This is a genomic window from Burkholderia diffusa, from assembly GCF_902499115.1.
In the GTDB taxonomy this organism is placed as follows: Bacteria; Pseudomonadota; Gammaproteobacteria; order Burkholderiales; family Burkholderiaceae; genus Burkholderia; species Burkholderia diffusa.
The window spans coordinates 40989-57525 of the sequence record NZ_CABVPN010000030.1; the positions used below are offsets into that span (position 1 = coordinate 40989).

16 protein-coding genes are annotated in these 16537 nt (G+C 69.0%); 10 read left to right on the forward strand and 6 right to left on the reverse strand.

Annotation, left to right across the window (positions count from 1 at the left end):
• Nucleotides 1-15: 15 nt before the first annotated feature.
• Nucleotides 16-912, reverse strand: a complete 897-nt coding sequence (locus tag BTE28158_RS26555) for an alpha/beta fold hydrolase (RefSeq protein WP_059599982.1) — start codon at nucleotides 910-912, stop codon at nucleotides 16-18.
• Nucleotides 913-1191: 279 nt separating this feature from the next.
• Between BTE28158_RS26555 and BTE28158_RS26560 the strand changes: the two genes are divergently transcribed.
• Nucleotides 1192-2151, forward strand: a complete 960-nt coding sequence (locus BTE28158_RS26560) for an NAD(P)H-dependent flavin oxidoreductase (protein WP_124901970.1) — start codon at nucleotides 1192-1194, stop codon at nucleotides 2149-2151.
• A 111-nt stretch (nucleotides 2152-2262) separates the two neighbouring features.
• On the opposite strand, the gene BTE28158_RS26565 is transcribed toward BTE28158_RS26560, so the two are convergent.
• From BTE28158_RS26565 to BTE28158_RS26575, 3 genes are all read right to left on the reverse strand, one after another.
• Complete coding sequence (locus tag BTE28158_RS26565; RefSeq protein ID WP_059685303.1) at nucleotides 2263-3225, reverse strand: LysR family transcriptional regulator; 963 nt, start codon at nucleotides 3223-3225, stop codon at nucleotides 2263-2265.
• 198 nt (nucleotides 3226-3423) lie between these two features.
• Nucleotides 3424-4500, reverse strand: coding sequence for a porin (locus BTE28158_RS26570; RefSeq protein WP_059599979.1), 1077 nt, complete (start codon nucleotides 4498-4500; stop codon nucleotides 3424-3426).
• A gap of 343 nt (nucleotides 4501-4843) precedes the next feature.
• On the reverse strand, nucleotides 4844-5341 hold the full coding sequence (locus BTE28158_RS26575) for a peptide-binding protein (RefSeq protein ID WP_174920179.1): 498 nt from the start codon (nucleotides 5339-5341) through the stop codon (nucleotides 4844-4846).
• A 342-nt stretch (nucleotides 5342-5683) separates the two neighbouring features.
• Between BTE28158_RS26575 and BTE28158_RS26580 the strand changes: the two genes are divergently transcribed.
• From BTE28158_RS26580 to BTE28158_RS26605, 6 genes are all read left to right on the forward strand, one after another.
• Nucleotides 5684-6727 carry a bile acid:sodium symporter family protein gene (locus tag BTE28158_RS26580; RefSeq protein ID WP_151052709.1) on the forward strand — a complete coding sequence of 348 codons (1044 nt, stop codon included), beginning with the start codon at nucleotides 5684-5686 and terminating at the stop codon, nucleotides 6725-6727.
• 278 nt (nucleotides 6728-7005) lie between these two features.
• Complete coding sequence (locus BTE28158_RS26585; RefSeq protein WP_174920173.1) at nucleotides 7006-8850, forward strand: EAL domain-containing protein; 1845 nt, start codon at nucleotides 7006-7008, stop codon at nucleotides 8848-8850.
• Between the two features lie 349 nt (nucleotides 8851-9199).
• Complete coding sequence (locus BTE28158_RS26590; RefSeq protein ID WP_059605698.1) at nucleotides 9200-10219, forward strand: LacI family DNA-binding transcriptional regulator; 1020 nt, start codon at nucleotides 9200-9202, stop codon at nucleotides 10217-10219.
• Nucleotides 10216-11496 (forward strand): AGE family epimerase/isomerase, encoded by a 1281-nt coding sequence (locus BTE28158_RS26595; protein ID WP_151052304.1) that lies wholly within the window; start codon nucleotides 10216-10218, stop codon nucleotides 11494-11496. Before BTE28158_RS26590 ends, BTE28158_RS26595 begins: the two co-directional genes overlap by 4 nt.
• A complete protein-coding gene (locus BTE28158_RS26600; RefSeq protein ID WP_059685317.1) occupies nucleotides 11493-12401 on the forward strand; it encodes a carbohydrate kinase family protein in 909 nt (302 codons plus the stop codon). Before BTE28158_RS26595 ends, BTE28158_RS26600 begins: the two co-directional genes overlap by 4 nt.
• A 98-nt stretch (nucleotides 12402-12499) precedes the next feature.
• Entirely contained in the window at nucleotides 12500-12721 is a 222-nt protein-coding gene (locus BTE28158_RS26605) for a hypothetical protein (protein ID WP_059450680.1), read from the forward strand.
• Between the two features lie 63 nt (nucleotides 12722-12784).
• On the opposite strand, the gene BTE28158_RS26610 is transcribed toward BTE28158_RS26605, so the two are convergent.
• Nucleotides 12785-12979 carry a DUF2905 domain-containing protein gene (locus BTE28158_RS26610; protein ID WP_057928625.1) on the reverse strand — a complete coding sequence of 65 codons (195 nt, stop codon included), beginning with the start codon at nucleotides 12977-12979 and terminating at the stop codon, nucleotides 12785-12787.
• A gap of 13 nt (nucleotides 12980-12992) precedes the next feature.
• A complete protein-coding gene (locus tag BTE28158_RS26615) occupies nucleotides 12993-14183 on the reverse strand; it encodes a class I SAM-dependent methyltransferase (protein ID WP_059605708.1) in 1191 nt (396 codons plus the stop codon).
• Between the two features lie 13 nt (nucleotides 14184-14196).
• Here BTE28158_RS26615 and BTE28158_RS26620 point away from each other — a divergent pair, with 13 nt between their 5' ends.
• The 3 genes from BTE28158_RS26620 (at nucleotide 14197) to ttcA (ending at nucleotide 16415) form a co-directional block, all read left to right on the forward strand.
• Nucleotides 14197-14940: an SDR family oxidoreductase gene (locus BTE28158_RS26620; RefSeq protein WP_124901963.1), complete on the forward strand. Its 744-nt coding sequence runs from the start codon at nucleotides 14197-14199 to the stop codon at nucleotides 14938-14940.
• 78 nt (nucleotides 14941-15018) lie between these two features.
• Entirely contained in the window at nucleotides 15019-15423 is a 405-nt protein-coding gene (locus BTE28158_RS26625) for a dihydroneopterin aldolase (protein WP_059450683.1), read from the forward strand.
• Complete coding sequence (gene ttcA / locus BTE28158_RS26630) at nucleotides 15420-16415, forward strand: tRNA 2-thiocytidine(32) synthetase TtcA (RefSeq protein ID WP_059605714.1); 996 nt, start codon at nucleotides 15420-15422, stop codon at nucleotides 16413-16415. Before BTE28158_RS26625 ends, ttcA begins: the two co-directional genes overlap by 4 nt.
• The last annotated feature ends 122 nt before the right edge of the window (nucleotides 16416-16537 follow it).

Genomic DNA, 16537 nt, shown 5'->3' on the forward strand with positions numbered 1-16537 from the left:
GGCGGCCGGCGCCGCTCACGCGGCCGCGTCGCGTGCCTCGAAGAACGCGAGCAGCTCGTCGATCAGCGCGACGGGTGCCTCCTCCGGAATGTAGTGCCCGCAATCGAGCGCGCGGCCGCCGACGTCGCGCGCGACGCGCCGCCACTCGCCGAGCGGATCGAAGCAGCGCCCGACGATCCCGTGCTCGCCCCACAGCACGCGCAGCGGGCACGCGACCTTGTTGCCGCGCTCGAGATCCGCGCGGTCGTGCTCGAGATCGATCGTCGCCGACGCGCGGTAGTCCTCGCACATCGCATGCACGGCGCCCGGCTGCGCGAGCGCGGCGCGATACGCGGCGAGCGCCTCCGGCGCGAACGGCGCGAGCCCGGCGGACCGGTTGCCCATCACGCGCTCGATGTACGCATCGGTGCGGCCTTCGATCAGCGTTTCGGGGAGCGGCGCCGGCTGGATCAGGAAGAACCAGTGAAAATACGCGGTCGCGAACGCGCGGTCCGTCTGCTCGTACATCGCGAGCGTCGGCGCGATGTCGAGCAGCATCATCCGCTCGACGGCCGCCGGATGATCGAGCGCGAGCCGGTGCGCGACGCGCGCGCCGCGATCGTGTGCGCAGACGTGGAATTGCTCGAAGCCGAAATGCCGCATCACGGCAACCTGGTCGGCCGCCATCGCGCGTTTCGAATACGGCGCATGCCGCGCGTCGCTCGGCGGCTTGCCCGACGCGCCGTAGCCGCGCAGGTCGGTCGCGATCACCGTGAAGTGATCCGCCAGCGTCGCGGCGACGCGATGCCAGATCATGTGGGTCTGCGGATGGCCGTGCAGCAACAGAAGCGGTGGCCCCGCGCCTCCTTTGACACCGAAGATGTCGGTGTCCTGCACCGTCACGCGAAACGGTGCAAACGCCTCAAACGACATGGTTTGTTTCTCGTTGGTTTGTTATGGCGGCTATTGTAGGAGCGCGCGGCCGACCGCTGCGCGCGGCAGATGCCCGAATGCGTAGAAAGAGAACACTCACTCGATTGCCGCCATGCCGCGCCGTTTGCTAAGCTCGCGTAGAATCGCACGACCGTTCGTATTAATATGGGCGAATCGCTGCACCGCTACACTCGAAGCACCGTTGGACCGCCAAGCATGGATGCCGGCGTCGGCGCGACCGCGCCGCATCCGGCCGCCCCTCGAGACTGGAGACATCACATGGCATTGCCCGCCGTCCTGCAGAACCTGACGCTGCCCGTCATCGCGTCGCCGATGTTCATCGTCAGCTACCCCGAACTCGTGCTCGCGCAGTGCAAGGCGGGTATCGTCGGATCATTTCCCGCGCTCAACGCCCGTCCGGCCGAACTGCTGGACGAGTGGCTCACGCAGATCCAGTCGGAGCTTGCCGACCACAAGGCGAAGCACCCGGATGCGGTGATCGGCCCGATCGCGGTCAACCAGATCGTCCATCAGTCGAACGTACGGCTCGAGCATGACGTGCGCGTGTGCGTCGAGCACAAGGTGCCGATCTTCATCACGAGCCTGCGCGCACCGGCGCGCGAGATCGTCGACGCCGTGCACAGCTACGGCGGCATCGTGCTGCACGACGTGATCAACCTGCGCCACGCGCAGAAGGCGCTCGAAGCCGGCGTCGACGGGCTGATCCTCGTCGCGGCCGGCGCCGGCGGCCACGCGGGCACGACGTCGCCGTTCGCGCTCGTCGGCGAAGTGCGCAAGATCTTCGACGGTCCGATCGTGCTGTCCGGCTCGATCGCGAACGGCGGCTCGATCCTCGCCGCGCAGGCGATGGGCGCCGACTTCGCGTACATGGGCACGCGCTTCATCGCGACGCAGGAAGCGCACGCGGTCGACGACTACAAGCACGCGATCCTCAACGCGAAATCGTCCGACATCATCTACACGAACCTCTTCACCGGCGTGCACGGCAACTACATCCGCGAGAGCATCGAGAAGGCCGGGCTCGATCCGGACGCGCTGCCGGAATCCGACAAGACGAAGATGAATTTCGGCGGCGACAAGACGAAGGCGTGGAAGGACATCTGGGGTGCCGGCCAGGGCGTCGGCCTGATGGACGACCTGCCGAGCGTCGGCGCGCTCGTCGAGCGGCTGAAGCGCGAGTACGACGACGCGAAGGCACGGCTCGGCATCGCACGCTGACGCAGGCGGCGGGTTGCGCCACCGCCGCGCATGACGTCGGACAAAAACAAAAAGCGCGAACCGCAACGGCTCGCGCTTTTTTCACGTCCGCCCGCGGGCGGCCGACGCCGCTCAGCTCGCGCGCTTGATCCGCGTGATCGGCAGCACGCGCAGGCGCGACTCGATCGACGGGCACAGCGACTGCCCTTCGAAGCGTGCGGCAAGGAAGTCGACGAACGAGCGCACCTTCGCGGACACGTGGCGGCGGCTCGCATACACCGCATAGATCGGCGCCTCGTGCGGCGGCACCGCGTCGAGCAGCACCGGCACGAGGCGGCCGGATTCGATGTCGTCGCCGATCACCTCGGTGCCGAGCAGCGCGATGCCCGCGCCCGCGAGCACCGCCGCGCGCAGCCCCTCGAGGTGGTTCACGATCAGGTTGCCGTTCAGGTTCACGCGCGACGCGGCGGCCGCGTCGATCATCAGCGAATCGAGCATCGTCGAATTCGAATCGCGGCGCAGGTAATTGTGATGCGCGAGATCGGCGATCGTCTGCGGCGTGCCGTGCTTCTCGAGATACTCGGGCGACGCGACCAGCAGGATGTGCGCGGTCGCGATCTGGCGCGCGACCAACGACGACGATTTCAGCCCGTTCGGCGCCGCGCGCACCGCGACGTCGTAGCCTTCCTCGATCAGGTCGACCACGCGATCGGACAGCGTCATGTCGACGGTCACGTCCGGGAACCGGCCCGCATAATCGGTGACGGCCTGCATCACGTGCCGCAAGCCGAACGCGGACAGCGACGTCACGCGCAGGCGGCCCTGCGGCACGACGCTCGCGGCGCCGACCGCCTGTCCGGCTTCGTCGAGTTCCGACAGCGCCTGCACGAGGCGCTCATAGTATTCGCGTCCCGCCTCGGTCGGCGCGACACGTCGTGTCGTGCGATGCAGCAGCCGCGCGCCGAGCTGCTGCTCGAGATGCATCACGTGCTTGCTCGCCATCGCGGCCGACATCTGCATGCGCTCGGCCGCGCCGACGAAGCTGCCCACTTCGACGACGTAGCGAAACACATTCATGCTGACGAGGGTATCCATCGAACTAGCCCGTAATGACGGGGGAATGGTGCAATTACGAGATAGGGTAACAAAGGCGAGGAAACAGAAAGGTCAACAAAAGCAAAACGGCGCCGCGAGTGGCGGCGCCGTTCCGTTCCGTTCCGTTTCGAGAGGGAAAACATGCGGCCGGCACGCGCGATTTTCGCGCGCGGCCGGCGCACCGATCGCACGTGCGCGTCAGAACTTCGCGCGGATACCCGCGCCGAACGTGTTGCCGGTCGACAGGCTGCTGATGTGGTCGTTCATGTACGCGGCGTAGATGTCCGTGCGCTTGGACAGCGGATAGTCGTAGCCGACGGCCCAGGTCTGGCGCGTCTGGTCGAGGCCGCCGGCATCGCGCGAATACGCGTACGACGCCATCGCGTTGCCCACGCCGAGCGGCACCGACACGCCGCCCTGCGCGGTGTTCACGTGCCAGCTGCCCGCGACCTGGTCATTCTTCGTATACATGTACTGGCCGAACAGCTTCACGTACTTCAGGTCGTAGGTCGCGCCGACCAGCGCGATGCCCTGGCTCTTCATGCCCGTCACGAGCGCGCTCAGGTCCTGCGGGCCGTTGTTGAAGTTCACGTACTGATAGACGGCGGTCGCCGCGAACGGGCCGTTCGCGTAATTGAACTGCGCGCTCCATTTCTTCGAGCGGTTGTCGCCGGCCGTGTTGCCGAGCGCGTACATCGCCGCGAAATTCAGGCCGCCGAACGAAGGCGACGTGTACGACAGCGCGTTGTTCCAGCCCGAATCGCCGACCGCGCCCTGGTCGCTCGGATAGGTCGGGAACGTGCCGAGGCCGAGGAACACGTGGTACACCATCGGCGAGAAGGTGTACGAATCGTAGAACGGGTTGAACAGGATCGTCGACAGGAACAGGTGGGTCGTCAGGCGGCCGGCCGTCACCGTGCCGTACGGCGAGCTGACGCCGACGTATGCGTTGCGCGCGAAGAACGTGTCGCCCTGGAAGCGGCCGAACTGGCCGTTCTGCGCACGGAAGAAGCTCTCCAGCGTGAAGATTGCCTTGTAGCCGCTGCCCAGATCCTCTGCGCCGTGCAGGCCCCAGTACGACGTCGACATCCCGCCGCCCGATACGTTCCATGCGCGATCGCCGCCCGGGAACTTGGTTGCGCCGACCCATTCGTCGACCTGACCGTAGAGCGAGACGCTCGACTGCGCGTGGACGGGTACGGTTGCGGCCACGCAGGCGGCCGCGGCGATCAGCTTGACGGACGTGCGCGACGCACGGCGAGCGAATGCTTTCATGGGATCTCCAGGTGTTGTCGAATGTCGATAAGTGGCGCGAGCGTTGTTTTTTGGAGCCGACTGCTTGCGTCGTATGGGGCGCAGCCATCTTTACGGATCGTGCGTCCGGTCAAAATTGCGCACACTTATTGCGGGTATAGCGGCGGCATTAACTTCGCGGAATCGGCACATGGCCAGGCGCGCGGCAGCGGCTGCGCGCAGCGCGCGGCACGCGACGGGACGGCCGCGGGGCGCGCGCGCCGGGCGCGAAAGATAGCGCAATGCGGCGGGAAAATCAGCGGAAATATGCGCGCGACTGTGGCGAATTCGCATCACAGCCGGCGGGGGACGAACGCGCGGGCGCTCAGTTTCGGTAGAACGGGGAGAAAAACGGCGAGTGGGCAGGTTCTTCCTGCGCGCGGGGGGGCGGCATCGGACGGCCGCCGCGCTCCTCGTTGTAGCGCGCGACGTCGGCGCGGATCGAGCCGGCACGCAGCGGAACATTGCCGCCGCCCGGCGGACGCGGCATCTGGCGGGAGTCGGCGCTGATCGGACGATACGGGCTTTGCGCGGCGTAATGGCCGTAGGACGGCGTCGGCCGCAGCCCCCAGCGGGAACCGTAGCCGCTCACGCCGCCGGCACGCGCGCCGCCCGGCGGCAGCGCCCGGCGCCACGCCGGCGCGTTGCCGGCCGGCCGGCCGTACGCGCGCATGTCGCCGCCACCGAAACCATGACCGAAACCGTGGCCGCCGCCGAACGCCGGACCGCCGTGCGGCGGTTGCGCGAGCGCGAGCGGCATCAGCAGCGCGCCGAGCACGCCTGCCACCCATCGTCCGACCCTCAGTTTCACCCGTTCCGTCATCATTCAGTGCCTGTTGCAGCTCGCCGCCGGTTGTTTCCGGCCGACGCAAGCCTTTCAGCAGTAATTTATGAGCGGCCCGAAACTGTGTCGAGCCAAAAAGTGTTAGGTCGCGGGCATGGGTGTAACACCATGTTACTGCTAGGTTTTTTCACTTGAGGGCGTACTCGCGGCAGAACATTCTTCTGCCGTTTTGCGCATCGGTCGCTGCCGCTGACGCTTACCGTCACATGCAACCGATTCATCAATCGATTCACACAATGAATTTGTGTATTGAATGACCTACCGGGACAATATCGGTTTCGTGCGACCTGCGCGCCTGCCGTTTCCGAATCAATATCCCCGATGGTCCGTCCCCGTTTTCTTCCCGACAACTTCACGCTCGCGCTCGTCGGCACCGTCGTGCTCGCGAGCCTGCTGCCGTGCCGCGGCCCGGCCGCCCATGCGTTCAACTGGGCAACCAACATCGCGGTTGGCCTGCTGTTCTTCCTGCACGGCGCGAAGCTGTCGCGCGAGGCTGTCGTCGCGGGCGCGACCCACTGGCGGCTGCATGCGGTCGTGCTGCTCAGCACGTTCGCGCTGTTCCCGCTGCTCGGCCTCGCGCTGAAGCCCGTGCTGCAGCCGCTCGTCACGCCTGCGCTCTACGCCGGCGTGCTGTTTCTGTGCACGCTGCCGTCGACCGTCCAGTCGTCGATCGCGTTCACGTCGATCGCGAAGGGCAACGTGCCGGCCGCCGTGTGCGCGGCGTCCGCGTCGAGCCTGCTCGGAATCTTCGTGACGCCGGCGCTCGTCGGGCTGATGATCACGTCTCAGTCGGCCGCGGCCGCGTCGCCGTGGAGCACCGTCGGGAGCATCGTGATGCAGTTGCTCGTGCCGTTCGTCGCCGGCCAGCTGCTGCGGCCCGTGATCGGCGGCTGGATCGAACGCAATCGCGGCGTGCTGCGCTTCGTCGACCAGGGCTCGATCCTGCTCGTCGTCTACGTCGCGTTCAGCGAGGCCGTGAACCAGGGGCTGTGGCACCAGATGCCGGCGCGCGCGCTCGGCGGCCTGCTGGTCGTCAACGTCGTGCTGCTCGTGATCGCGCTGGTGCTGACCACGTTTGTCAGCAAGCGGCTCGGCTTCAACCGCGCCGACCAGATCACGATCATCTTCTGCGGCTCGAAGAAGAGCCTCGCGGCCGGCGTGCCGATGGCGAAGGTGATCTTCTCCGCGCAGGCGGTCGGCGCGATCGTGCTGCCGCTGATGCTGTTCCACCAGATCCAGTTGATGGCGTGCGCGGCGCTCGCGCAGCGCTGGGGCGCGCGCGACATGCGCGGCGAGCGTGACGGCGACGAGGGGGCGGCCGGTGCCGCACGCGGACGCGGTGCGCTGAGCGCGGGCAAGCGCTGACGCGGGAGGCCGCGCGGCCGGCACGGCTGGCCGCGCGGATGCATTCGCGTCTTTCTCGTTCCGCTTCTTCCGTTTCCTCCGCTTCCTCCGCTTCCTCCGCTTCCTCCGCTTCCTCCGCTTCCTCCGCTTCCTCCGTCGCACCGCCCCCGTCCACCCAACGCGATGCATGCACCATCAACGCGCATCGCGTCACGAAATCTTCATTCAATTCTTCGCACACGCTGCCGTTAAAGTCGGGCGTCCCGTCGCCTCGGCCGCCCTCACCCTCACCCTCGCCCATGCCCGCGCCCCATCCCGACTCGTCCACCGCCCACACCACGCGCCTGATCGTGGAGCGTGCGCTCGCGGCCGTGTTCCAGCCGATCGTCGACCTCGGGTCGGGGACGGTCGTCGGCTACGAAGGCCTGATCCGCGGCCCGCGCGGCACCGACCTCGAGGCGCCCGCCGCGCTGTTCGCGCAGGCCGCGCGCGAAGGCGCGACCATCGCGCTCGAACAGGCCGCCGCGCTCACCTGCCTCGACGCGTTCGCGGCGCTCGGCTGCGACGGCAAGCTGTTCCTCAATTTCAGCGCCGGCACGATCCTGCAGCTCGCCAGCGAACGCGAGCGCGCGCGCGCGCGCCAGTTTCTCGGCCGCGCGCGGATCGGCGCGGAGCGCATCGTGATCGAGCTGACCGAGCAGAACGCGATACTGGATGTCGCGCACATCGGGCCGGCGGTCGCGTCGCTGCGCGACGCCGGCATCCAGTTCGCGCTCGACGACTACGGCACCGCCAACGCGAGCATGAACCTGTGGCTGCGCCTGCAGCCGGACGTCGTGAAGGTTGACCGCTTCTTCATTCACGACATCTCGCGCGACCCGCTCAAGTTCGAGGCCGTGAAGGCCATGCAGCACTTCGCGCAGGCGAGCGGCGCGCGACTGATCGCGGAAGGCATCGAGAACGAATGCGACCTGATCGTCGTGCGCGACATGGGCATCTGCTGCGTGCAGGGCTTCCTGCTCGGCCGGCCGGACGCGCAGCCGTCGCGGGTCGTCGCGCCGGCCGCGCGCGATGCGATCCGCGCGCCGCACATCGCGGTGTTTCCCGGCGCGACGCGCACCGTGCGGCCGGCCGGCACGATCGCCGCGAAAATGCTCGTCGCCGCGCCGCCGCTGCCGCGCGACGCGACCAGCAACGACGTGCTCGACCTGTTCAACCGGATGCCCGACCTGCATGCGGTCGCGCTCGTCGAACACGGGCGGCCGGTCGCGCTCGTGAATCGCCGCGGCTTCATCGACCGCTTCGCGCTGCCGTATCACCGCGAGGTGTTCGGAAAGAAACCGTGCCTGCAGTTCGCGAACGATGCGCCGCTGATGATCGACAACGCGACGACGTTCGAGCAACTCGCGACGCTGCTCGCGAGCCACGACCAGCGCTATCTCGCGGACGGCTTCGTGATCACCGAACACGGCCGCTACGTCGGGCTCGGCACCGGCGAGAGCCTCGTGCGCGCGGTGACCGAGATGCGCATCGAAGCCGCGCGCTACGCGAACCCGCTGACCTTCCTGCCCGGCAACATTCCGATCAGCGCGCACATCGACCGCCTGCTCCAGCGCGACGCCGGCTTTCATGCGTGCTACGTCGACCTGAACCAGTTCAAGCCGTTCAACGACCAGTACGGCTACTGGCAGGGCGACGAGGTGCTGAAGTTTGCCGCGACGGTGCTGGCCGGCGTGTGCGACCCGCAGCGCGACTTTCTCGGGCACGTCGGCGGCGACGATTTCCTCGTGCTGTTCCAGCGCGACGACTGGCACGCGCGCGCGACCGACGCGATCGCGCGCTTCAACGAAGGCGCGCAGCGCTTCTACACGCAGGCCGACCGGCAGGCAGGCGGGCTGCGCGGCGAGGACCGCCACGGCAACCCGGCGTTCTTCGGCTTCGTGACGATGGCGATCGGCGCGGTCGGCGTGCCGGCGGGTGCGCACGGCGCGATGCGCTATGGCAGCGACGAGATCGCGTCGGTCGCGGCGCTCGCGAAGCGGCGCGCGAAACAGCAGCCGGGCGGGCTCGCGGTCGTCGATCTCGATTCAGGCCGCGCGGCGCTGCGCGATCGCGGCGGGCCGCCGCACGCGGCGGCGGGCTGAACGGCGGGCGGTTGCCGCAGGCAAGCGCGCTGCCGGCCGGTGCGGACGGCGGTGCCGGCGCCGCGCACCTGCGCCGGCCCCCAATCGACTCCGGGCAACGGCCTGCCGTTCGTCCGTCGCGGACCGGGCATCCGAACGCGTGCGCCTCGTCCGCCCCGCCGGCATCGCCCCTTTCCATGCGATCACCTTGCCTTTTCCGCGTTTTGTTTAGTATTTTTAGTAACGTCGTTTTCGCAGATTAGCGCGTAAAAACCCGTTATTTCCGGGTATTCCCCGGTTATCCGGCCCGAATTTGGCGCCGTGTTTTACTATACAATCGCCATCATCCTAAACAAACCGGACCCGAACGATGGGCACCACCATTCGCGACGTAGCGCGGGCGGCAGAGGTCTCGATCGGCACCGTCTCCCGTGCGCTGAAAAACCAGCCGGGCCTGTCGGAAGCCACGCGGGCGCGCGTCGTCGAGATCGCGCAGCACCTCGGCTACGACCCGGCCCAGTTGCGCCCGCGCATCCGCCGGCTCACCTTCCTGCTGCACCGCCAGCACAACCGCTTTCCCGCCAGCCCGTTCTTCTCGCACGTGCTGCACGGCGTCGAGGACGCGTGCCGCGAGCGCGGCATCGTGCCGACGCTGCTCACGGTCGGCCCGAACGACGACGTGTTGCGCCAGATGCGCCCGCACGCGCCCGACGCGATCGCGGTGGCCGGCTTCATCGAGCCCGAGACGATCGAAGCGCTCGCCGCGACCGGCCGACCGCTCGTGCTGATCGACCTGTGGGCGCCCGGCCTGCGCTCGGTGAACATCGACAACGCGACGGGCGCGGCGCTCGCGATGCGCCACCTGCTCGCCATCGGCCGCTCGCGGATCGCGTTCATCGGCGGCTCGGCCGCGCACTTCAGCATCGCGCAGCGCGCGATCGGCTACCGCCGCGCGTTCTTCGAGGCCGGGAGGCTGTTCGATCCCGCGTACGAAGTGACGATCGACGCCGGGCTCGACCCCGACACCGGCGCCGCGCGCGCGATGCAGCAGCTGCTCGACGCGCCCGGCCCACGCCCGGACGCCGTGTTCGCGTACAACGACGCCGCCGCGCTGGCCGCGCAGCGCGTGTGCATCGCGCGCGGCGTGCGGATTCCGGAAGACATCGCGATCGTCGGCTTCGACGACATCCCGGCCGCCGCGCACGCGAACCCGCCGCTCACGACGCTCGCCGTCGACAAGGAAGCGCTCGGCCGCCGCGGCGTCGAACTGCTGCTCGCCGAATCGCCCGAGCGCACCGAGATCTCCCTGCCCGTCGAACTGATCGTACGGGCCAGCAGCCAGCCCGCCGGCTCACCGGCACTCGATACCGCCACGGTCACCGAATCATGAACATGCCCCCGGTCCAATCCCGCACGGCCGCGCCGGCCGCTCACGCGCAAGCGGCACCGTTCGTCGCGAGCTTCCGCGAGCCGTCGTTCCTGCTGTCGCACATCGAGGACACGCTGCGCTTCTACGCGCAGAACGCGTTCGACCCGACGGGCGGCTTCTACCATTACTTCCGCGACGACGGCAGCATCTACAACCGCACGTCGCGGCACCTGGTCAGCAGCTGCCGGTTCGTCTTCAACTACGCGATGGCGTACCGGCATTTCGGCGATCCGCGCCACCTCGACTACGCACGCCACGGGCTGCGCTTCCTGCGCGACGCGCACTGGGATGAAGCGCTGCAGGGCTACGACTGGGAACTCGACTGGCGCGACGGCGCGAAACGCGCGACGCTCGACGGCACGCGCCACTGCTACGGGCTCGCGTTCGTGCTGCTGGCGGCCGCGCACGCTGCGATGGCCGGCATCGATGAAGCGCGCGCGCTGATCGCGTCGACCTACGAGCTCGCCGAGCACCGCTTCTGGGACGCGGCCGCCGGCCTCTATGCGGACGACGCGACGCCGAACTGGAACGTGTCGTCGTACCGCGGCCAGAACGCGAACATGCACATGACGGAAGCGCTGCTCGCGGCGTACGAGGCGACCGGCCATCTCACCTATCTCGATCGCGCGGAAAAGCTCGCGACCCACATCACGCGGCGCCAGGCTTCGCTGTCGGGCGGCCTCGTGTGGGAGCACTACCATGCGGACTGGTCGGTCGACTGGGACTACAACAAGGAGGACAGCTCGAACATCTTCCGTCCGTGGGGCTTCCAGCCCGGGCACCAGACCGAATGGGCGAAGCTGCTGCTGATCCTGGAGCGGCACCGCCCGCTCGACTGGCTCGTGCCGCGCGCGGCCGAGCTGTTCGACGCGGCGCTCACGCATGCGTGGGACGCCGATCACGGCGGCCTCTGCTACGGCTTCGGCCCCGACTTCACGATCTGCGACCACAACAAGTATTTCTGGGTGCAGGCGGAAACCTTCGCGGCGGCCGCGATGCTCGGCGCGCGCACCGGCAGCGAGCGCTTCTGGGACTGGTACGACGAGATCTGGCGCTACAGCTGGACGCATTTCGTCGATCACCGCTACGGCGCGTGGTACCGGATCCTCACCTGCGACAACCGCAAGTACAGCGACGAGAAGAGCCCGGCCGGCAAGACCGACTATCACACGATGGGCGCATGCTACGACGTGCTCGCGACCCTCGCGCGCGCGGCGCGCAGCGAGCCGACGCAATGAGCGGCGGCACCTTTCCGGCCTTCGTGTCGGCGGGCGACATCCTGACCGACATGGTGCGCGCGGGCGACGCGCAGTGGACCTCGGTGCCGGGCGGCGCCGGCTGGAACGTCGCGCGCGCGGTCGCGCGGCTCGGCGTGCCGAGCGCGCTCGCGGGCGCGATCGGCGAAGACTGCTTCTCCGACGTGCTGTGGCGTACCAGCGAGGCGGCCGGGCTCGACCTGCGCTTCCTGCAGCGGGTGCCGCGTGCGCCGCTGCTCGCGATCGTCCACGAGACGCGGCCGCCTGCGTACTTCTTCATCGGCGAAGCGAGCGCGGATCTCGCGTTCGACCCGGCGCGGCTGCCGGCCGGCTGGGCCGGACACGTGAAGTGGGCGCACTTCGGCTGCATCAGCCTCGTGCGCGAACCGCTCGCGAGCACGCTCGTCGCGCTCGCGGCCGACCTGCACGCGCGTGGCGTGAAGATCAGCTTCGATCCGAACTACCGGAACCTGATGACGGCCGCGTACCGGCCGACGCTCGAGAAGATGGCCGCGCTCGCCGACCTGATCAAGGTGTCCGACGAGGACCTGCGCCACCTGTTCGGCGGCGACGGCCCCGATGCGGTCGCGGCGGTGCGCGCGCTGAATCCGCGCGCGGCCGTGCTCGTCACGCGCGGCGCGCAGGCGGCCACGCTTTACGCGGACGGCGACGTGCTCGAGGCCAGCCCGCCGCGCGTCGAGGTGGTCGACACCGTCGGCGCGGGCGACGCGTCGATCGGCGGCATGCTGTTCAGCCTGATGGCCGCGCCGCAGCGGTCGTGGCGCGAGCATCTCGCGTTCGCGCTCGCGGCGGGCGCCGCCGCGTGCCGGCATACGGGCGCGCATGCGCCGACGCTCGACGAGGTCGTCGCGCTGCTCGAACGGTGACGGGACGATGACGGCGCGCTGATCGGTCGCCGATTAGCGGCGCTGTACATGCTGCGCCGCAGTGCTACGATGAAGTGTCCTATTGCGGGAGAGGCACGATGGACACGAACACGTTCACGAAAGGCATCTACACGGCCAAGGCGCATACGCAGCACGCCGCCAACGGACAGTTCCAGGGTTACGTGATCCTCGCCCGGGACGACGGCGACGAGACGGAGAACATGCGCTACGACGTCCACACGACGAGTCCGAGCGAGGAAGAGGCGTTCGACGAAGCGAAGGCGCTCGCGCACCGGATCCTCGGCGAAATCGAACTGTAACGCGCCGAACCATCCCACGCGCGCCGCGGCCCGGTCGCGGCGCGCCGCCGCATTCGGCGCGGCTCAGAGCAGCCGCGCCACCATCGACACCAGCATCGTCAGCACCAGCGTCGACATGAACGGGAACGGGTAGCGCCGCCCGCCGAGCGTCAGCGTGACGTCGCCCGGCATCCGCCCGATGCCGAACTTGCCGAGCCACGGCCAGCAGCGCGTCAGGATCATCACCGCGACGAACGACGCCATCAGCCAGCGCAGCATCCCGGGCTCCCCGTCAGAGCGCGTGCGAGCGGTCGCCGCGCGCGAAGGCGTCGAGCGTGCCGTCGATCCCGCGCGAGAACGCGATCACCTTGAACAACTCGCCCATCTCCGCTTCCGAGATCAGCTTCTGCACCGCGTTCGCGGCCGGCAGGAACTGGTGGATGTCGGAAGGATCGATCGCGGCCAGCGCGTCGGTGATGCCTGCGTTCAACAGGAAGCGCGCCTGCGACGTGTAGCCGAGCAGGTCGGCGCCGGTCGCGACGCCCGCGTCGTAGATGCCCGTGAATTCGACGTGTGCGGTGATGTCCTGCAGCCCCGGGTACAGGAATGCGTCGTCATGCGCGTGATGGCGGTAGTGGCACATCAGCGTGCCGCGGTCGCGCTGCGGATGGTAGTACTCGTGCGCGGGGAACCCGTAGTCGACCAGCAGCACCGCGCCACGCCCGAGCATCGTGCACACGGTACGCGTGAACGCCAGCGCGGCTTCGTGCGTCTCGGTCACGTAGCCGTCGTCGACGTCGAGCGTCGCGAGCACCGGCGGCAGGCCGGCCGCGCCGGCGGGCCGGTCGTCGAACACGAACGCGTGCCGCGCGTCGAGCGCGACGCCGCGCTCGAGCCACACGCCGCCCGCCTTCGCGAAGAGGCGCACCGGCATCGCGTCGAGCACCTCGTTGCCGACCACGACGCCGTCGAAGCGCTCGGGCAGCGCGTCGAGCCAGCGCACCTTCGCGGCGAGCGCCGGCGCGGCCGCCGCAATCGTGTCGCGCTGCCGTTCGCGCAGTTCGCCGGACAGGTCGACGATCAGGTATTCGTCGAGCTCGACGCCGAGCGCATCGAGCGCCGCGAGCAGCCCGGCCGCGAGCTTGCCCGTGCCCGCGCCGAACTCCATCACGCGGCGCGTGCCGCTTGCCGCCAGCGCTTGCGCGACGGGATTCGCGAGCGTCTGCGCGAACAGCGGCGACAGCTCGGGGGCCGTCACGAAGTCGCTGCCGTCGTCGGCGCGGCGGCCGAACTTGCGCGCGCCGCCGCTGTAATAGCCGAGGCCGGGCGCATACAGCGCGCGCTCCATGAAGCGGTCGAACGGCAGCCAGCCGCCGGCCGCCGCGATCTCGTCGCGCAGTTGCGCGGCAAGGGTTTCGGACTGCGCGAGCGCGTCAGGGCCGGGAGCAGGTAAACTAGCGGGTTCGTGAGCTTTCGGGTTCATCCCGGCATTGTAAATGACCGTTTCAGCCGATACGTCGCCCCCGCGCATCGCGCTCGTCGCCGGCGCGCTGGGCAGCGCGGCCGACGCCGCGTCGCTCGGTCGCGCGCTCGCGACCGGATTCGCGCAACACGGCTGGGACGTCGCGCTGCAGCGCAGCCCCGGCACGCCGCGCGCGGCCGCCGACGCGCTCGTCGCCGAAGTCGCCGCCCGCGGGCGCCGTGCAGCCGTGCTCGACGCCGATCTGGCCCTGGAAACCGACGCGGCCGCGCTCGTCGCCGCGTGTGCTGCGGCGCTCGGCCGGCCCGCCTGTGCGGTGTTCGTGAGTGCATGCGCCGCCACCGACGACGCGCACACCGTGGACGGCGCATCGCTCGCCGCCGCGCTCGCGCGCAACGTGACGGCGCCGCTCGCGCTGGCCCGGGCGCTTGCCGACGCGACGCCCGACGCCGCGCGTGACGACGAATCGCTGCGCGCCTGCGTGATCCACGTGCTGGATCAGGCCCTGTTTCACCCGGCGCCGGCGCAGTTGTCGCACGCGCTGATGCAGGCCGCGCTGAACCGCGCGACCTCCGCGCTGGCGCTGGCCCTCGCGCCGAAGGTGCGCGTCGCGGCGCTCGTGCGCGGCCATGCGCCGCACGCGAACGACATCGCGGCGGCGGCCTGCTATCTCGCGAGCGCGCCCGGCGTCACGGGCGCGACGCTGACCGTCGACGGCGGCGAGCACCTGGTGCCGCCCGCCGCCGGCCCGAATGAATGAACCGCGCGGATCGCGCGGCGTGATCGCCGCCGCCCGCGCCGCTTTGCGTGCGCGCACGCCAATTTGACTGGGACGACCATGTTTTCCGCTCTCCTGCACCCCCGCCTCGCGGACTGCCGCAGGCTCTACCTGCGCGACTACGAGGTGCACATCAACATCGGGGCCTTCGAACACGAGAAGCGCGGCGAGCAGCGCGTCGTCATCAACGTCGACCTGTTCGTGCCGCTCGCGCTGTCCACCCCCGTCGACGACCGGCTGCATGAAGTCGTCGACTACGACCTGATGAAGCAGAGCGTCGCGCAGTGCGTGGCGCGCGGCCACATCCACCTGCAGGAAACGCTGTGCGACGCGATCGCCGCGAACCTGCTGGCGCACGACGCCGTGCGCGCGGTACGCGTCTGTACCGAGAAACCGGACGCCTATCCGGACTGCGACGCCGTCGGCGTCGAAGTCTTTCGCATCAAGGACGAGGAGCGCGCATGAACGCCCCCCACATGAACGACACGGCGGCCGATGGCGCCGCCATCGAAGCCACCGCCGCCGACACCGGCCGCCGCGTGCTGACGCGCCGCGAGCAGAAGGAAGCGTACGAGAACAACAAGCTGTTCAAGCGGATCGTGCGCCAGGTCGGCCAGGCGATCGGCGACTACAACATGATCGAGCAGGGCGACAAGGTGATGGTGTGCCTGTCGGGCGGCAAGGACAGCTACGCGATGCTCGACGTGCTGCTGCGCCTGCGCGAGCGCGCGCCGATCGACTTCGACATCGTCGCGGTCAACCTCGACCAGAAGCAGCCGGGCTTCCCTGAACACGTGCTGCCCGAGTACCTGACGCAGGTCGGCGTGCCGTTCCACATCGAGAACCAGGACACCTACAGCATCGTCAAGCGGCTCGTGCCCGAAGGCAAGACGACCTGCTCGCTGTGCTCGCGGCTGCGCCGCGGGATCCTGTACCGCGTGGCCGGCGAGCTCGGCGCGACCAAGATCGCGCTCGGCCACCACCGCGACGACATCCTGCAGACGCTGCTGCTCAACATGTTCTACGGCGGCAAGCTGAAGGGAATGCCGCCGAAGCTGCAGTCGGACGACGGCAGGAACGTCGTGATCCGCCCGCTCGCATACGTGAAGGAAACCGATCTCGAGAAATACGCGGAGCTGCGCGAATTCCCGATCATCCCGTGCAACCTGTGCGGCAGCCAGCCGAACCTGAAGCGCGCGGAAATGAAGGCGCTGATCCGCGAATGGGACAAGCGCTTCCCGGGTCGCGTCGACAACATGTTCAGCGCGCTCGCGAACGTCGTGCCGTCGCACCTGATGGATACGACCCAGTTCCCGTTCGCGTCGCTGCGCGCGACCGGCGTTGCCGATCCGCAGGGCGACATCGCGTTCGACGAGGAGCCGTGCGCGTCCGGCGAAGAGACCGCCGCGCCGGGCGCCGCGAAACCGATCTCGATCGTCCAGTTCGACGACCTGTAAGCAGGGTCCGAACACCCGCCGGAACCGGGGCCGCAGCGTCGTTCCGGCGCTGTCGCCCCGCCGCGACAGGCCCGGAACGACGGGGGCCGCATGCTAAAATGGACGGCTTCGAACTCCTCTGA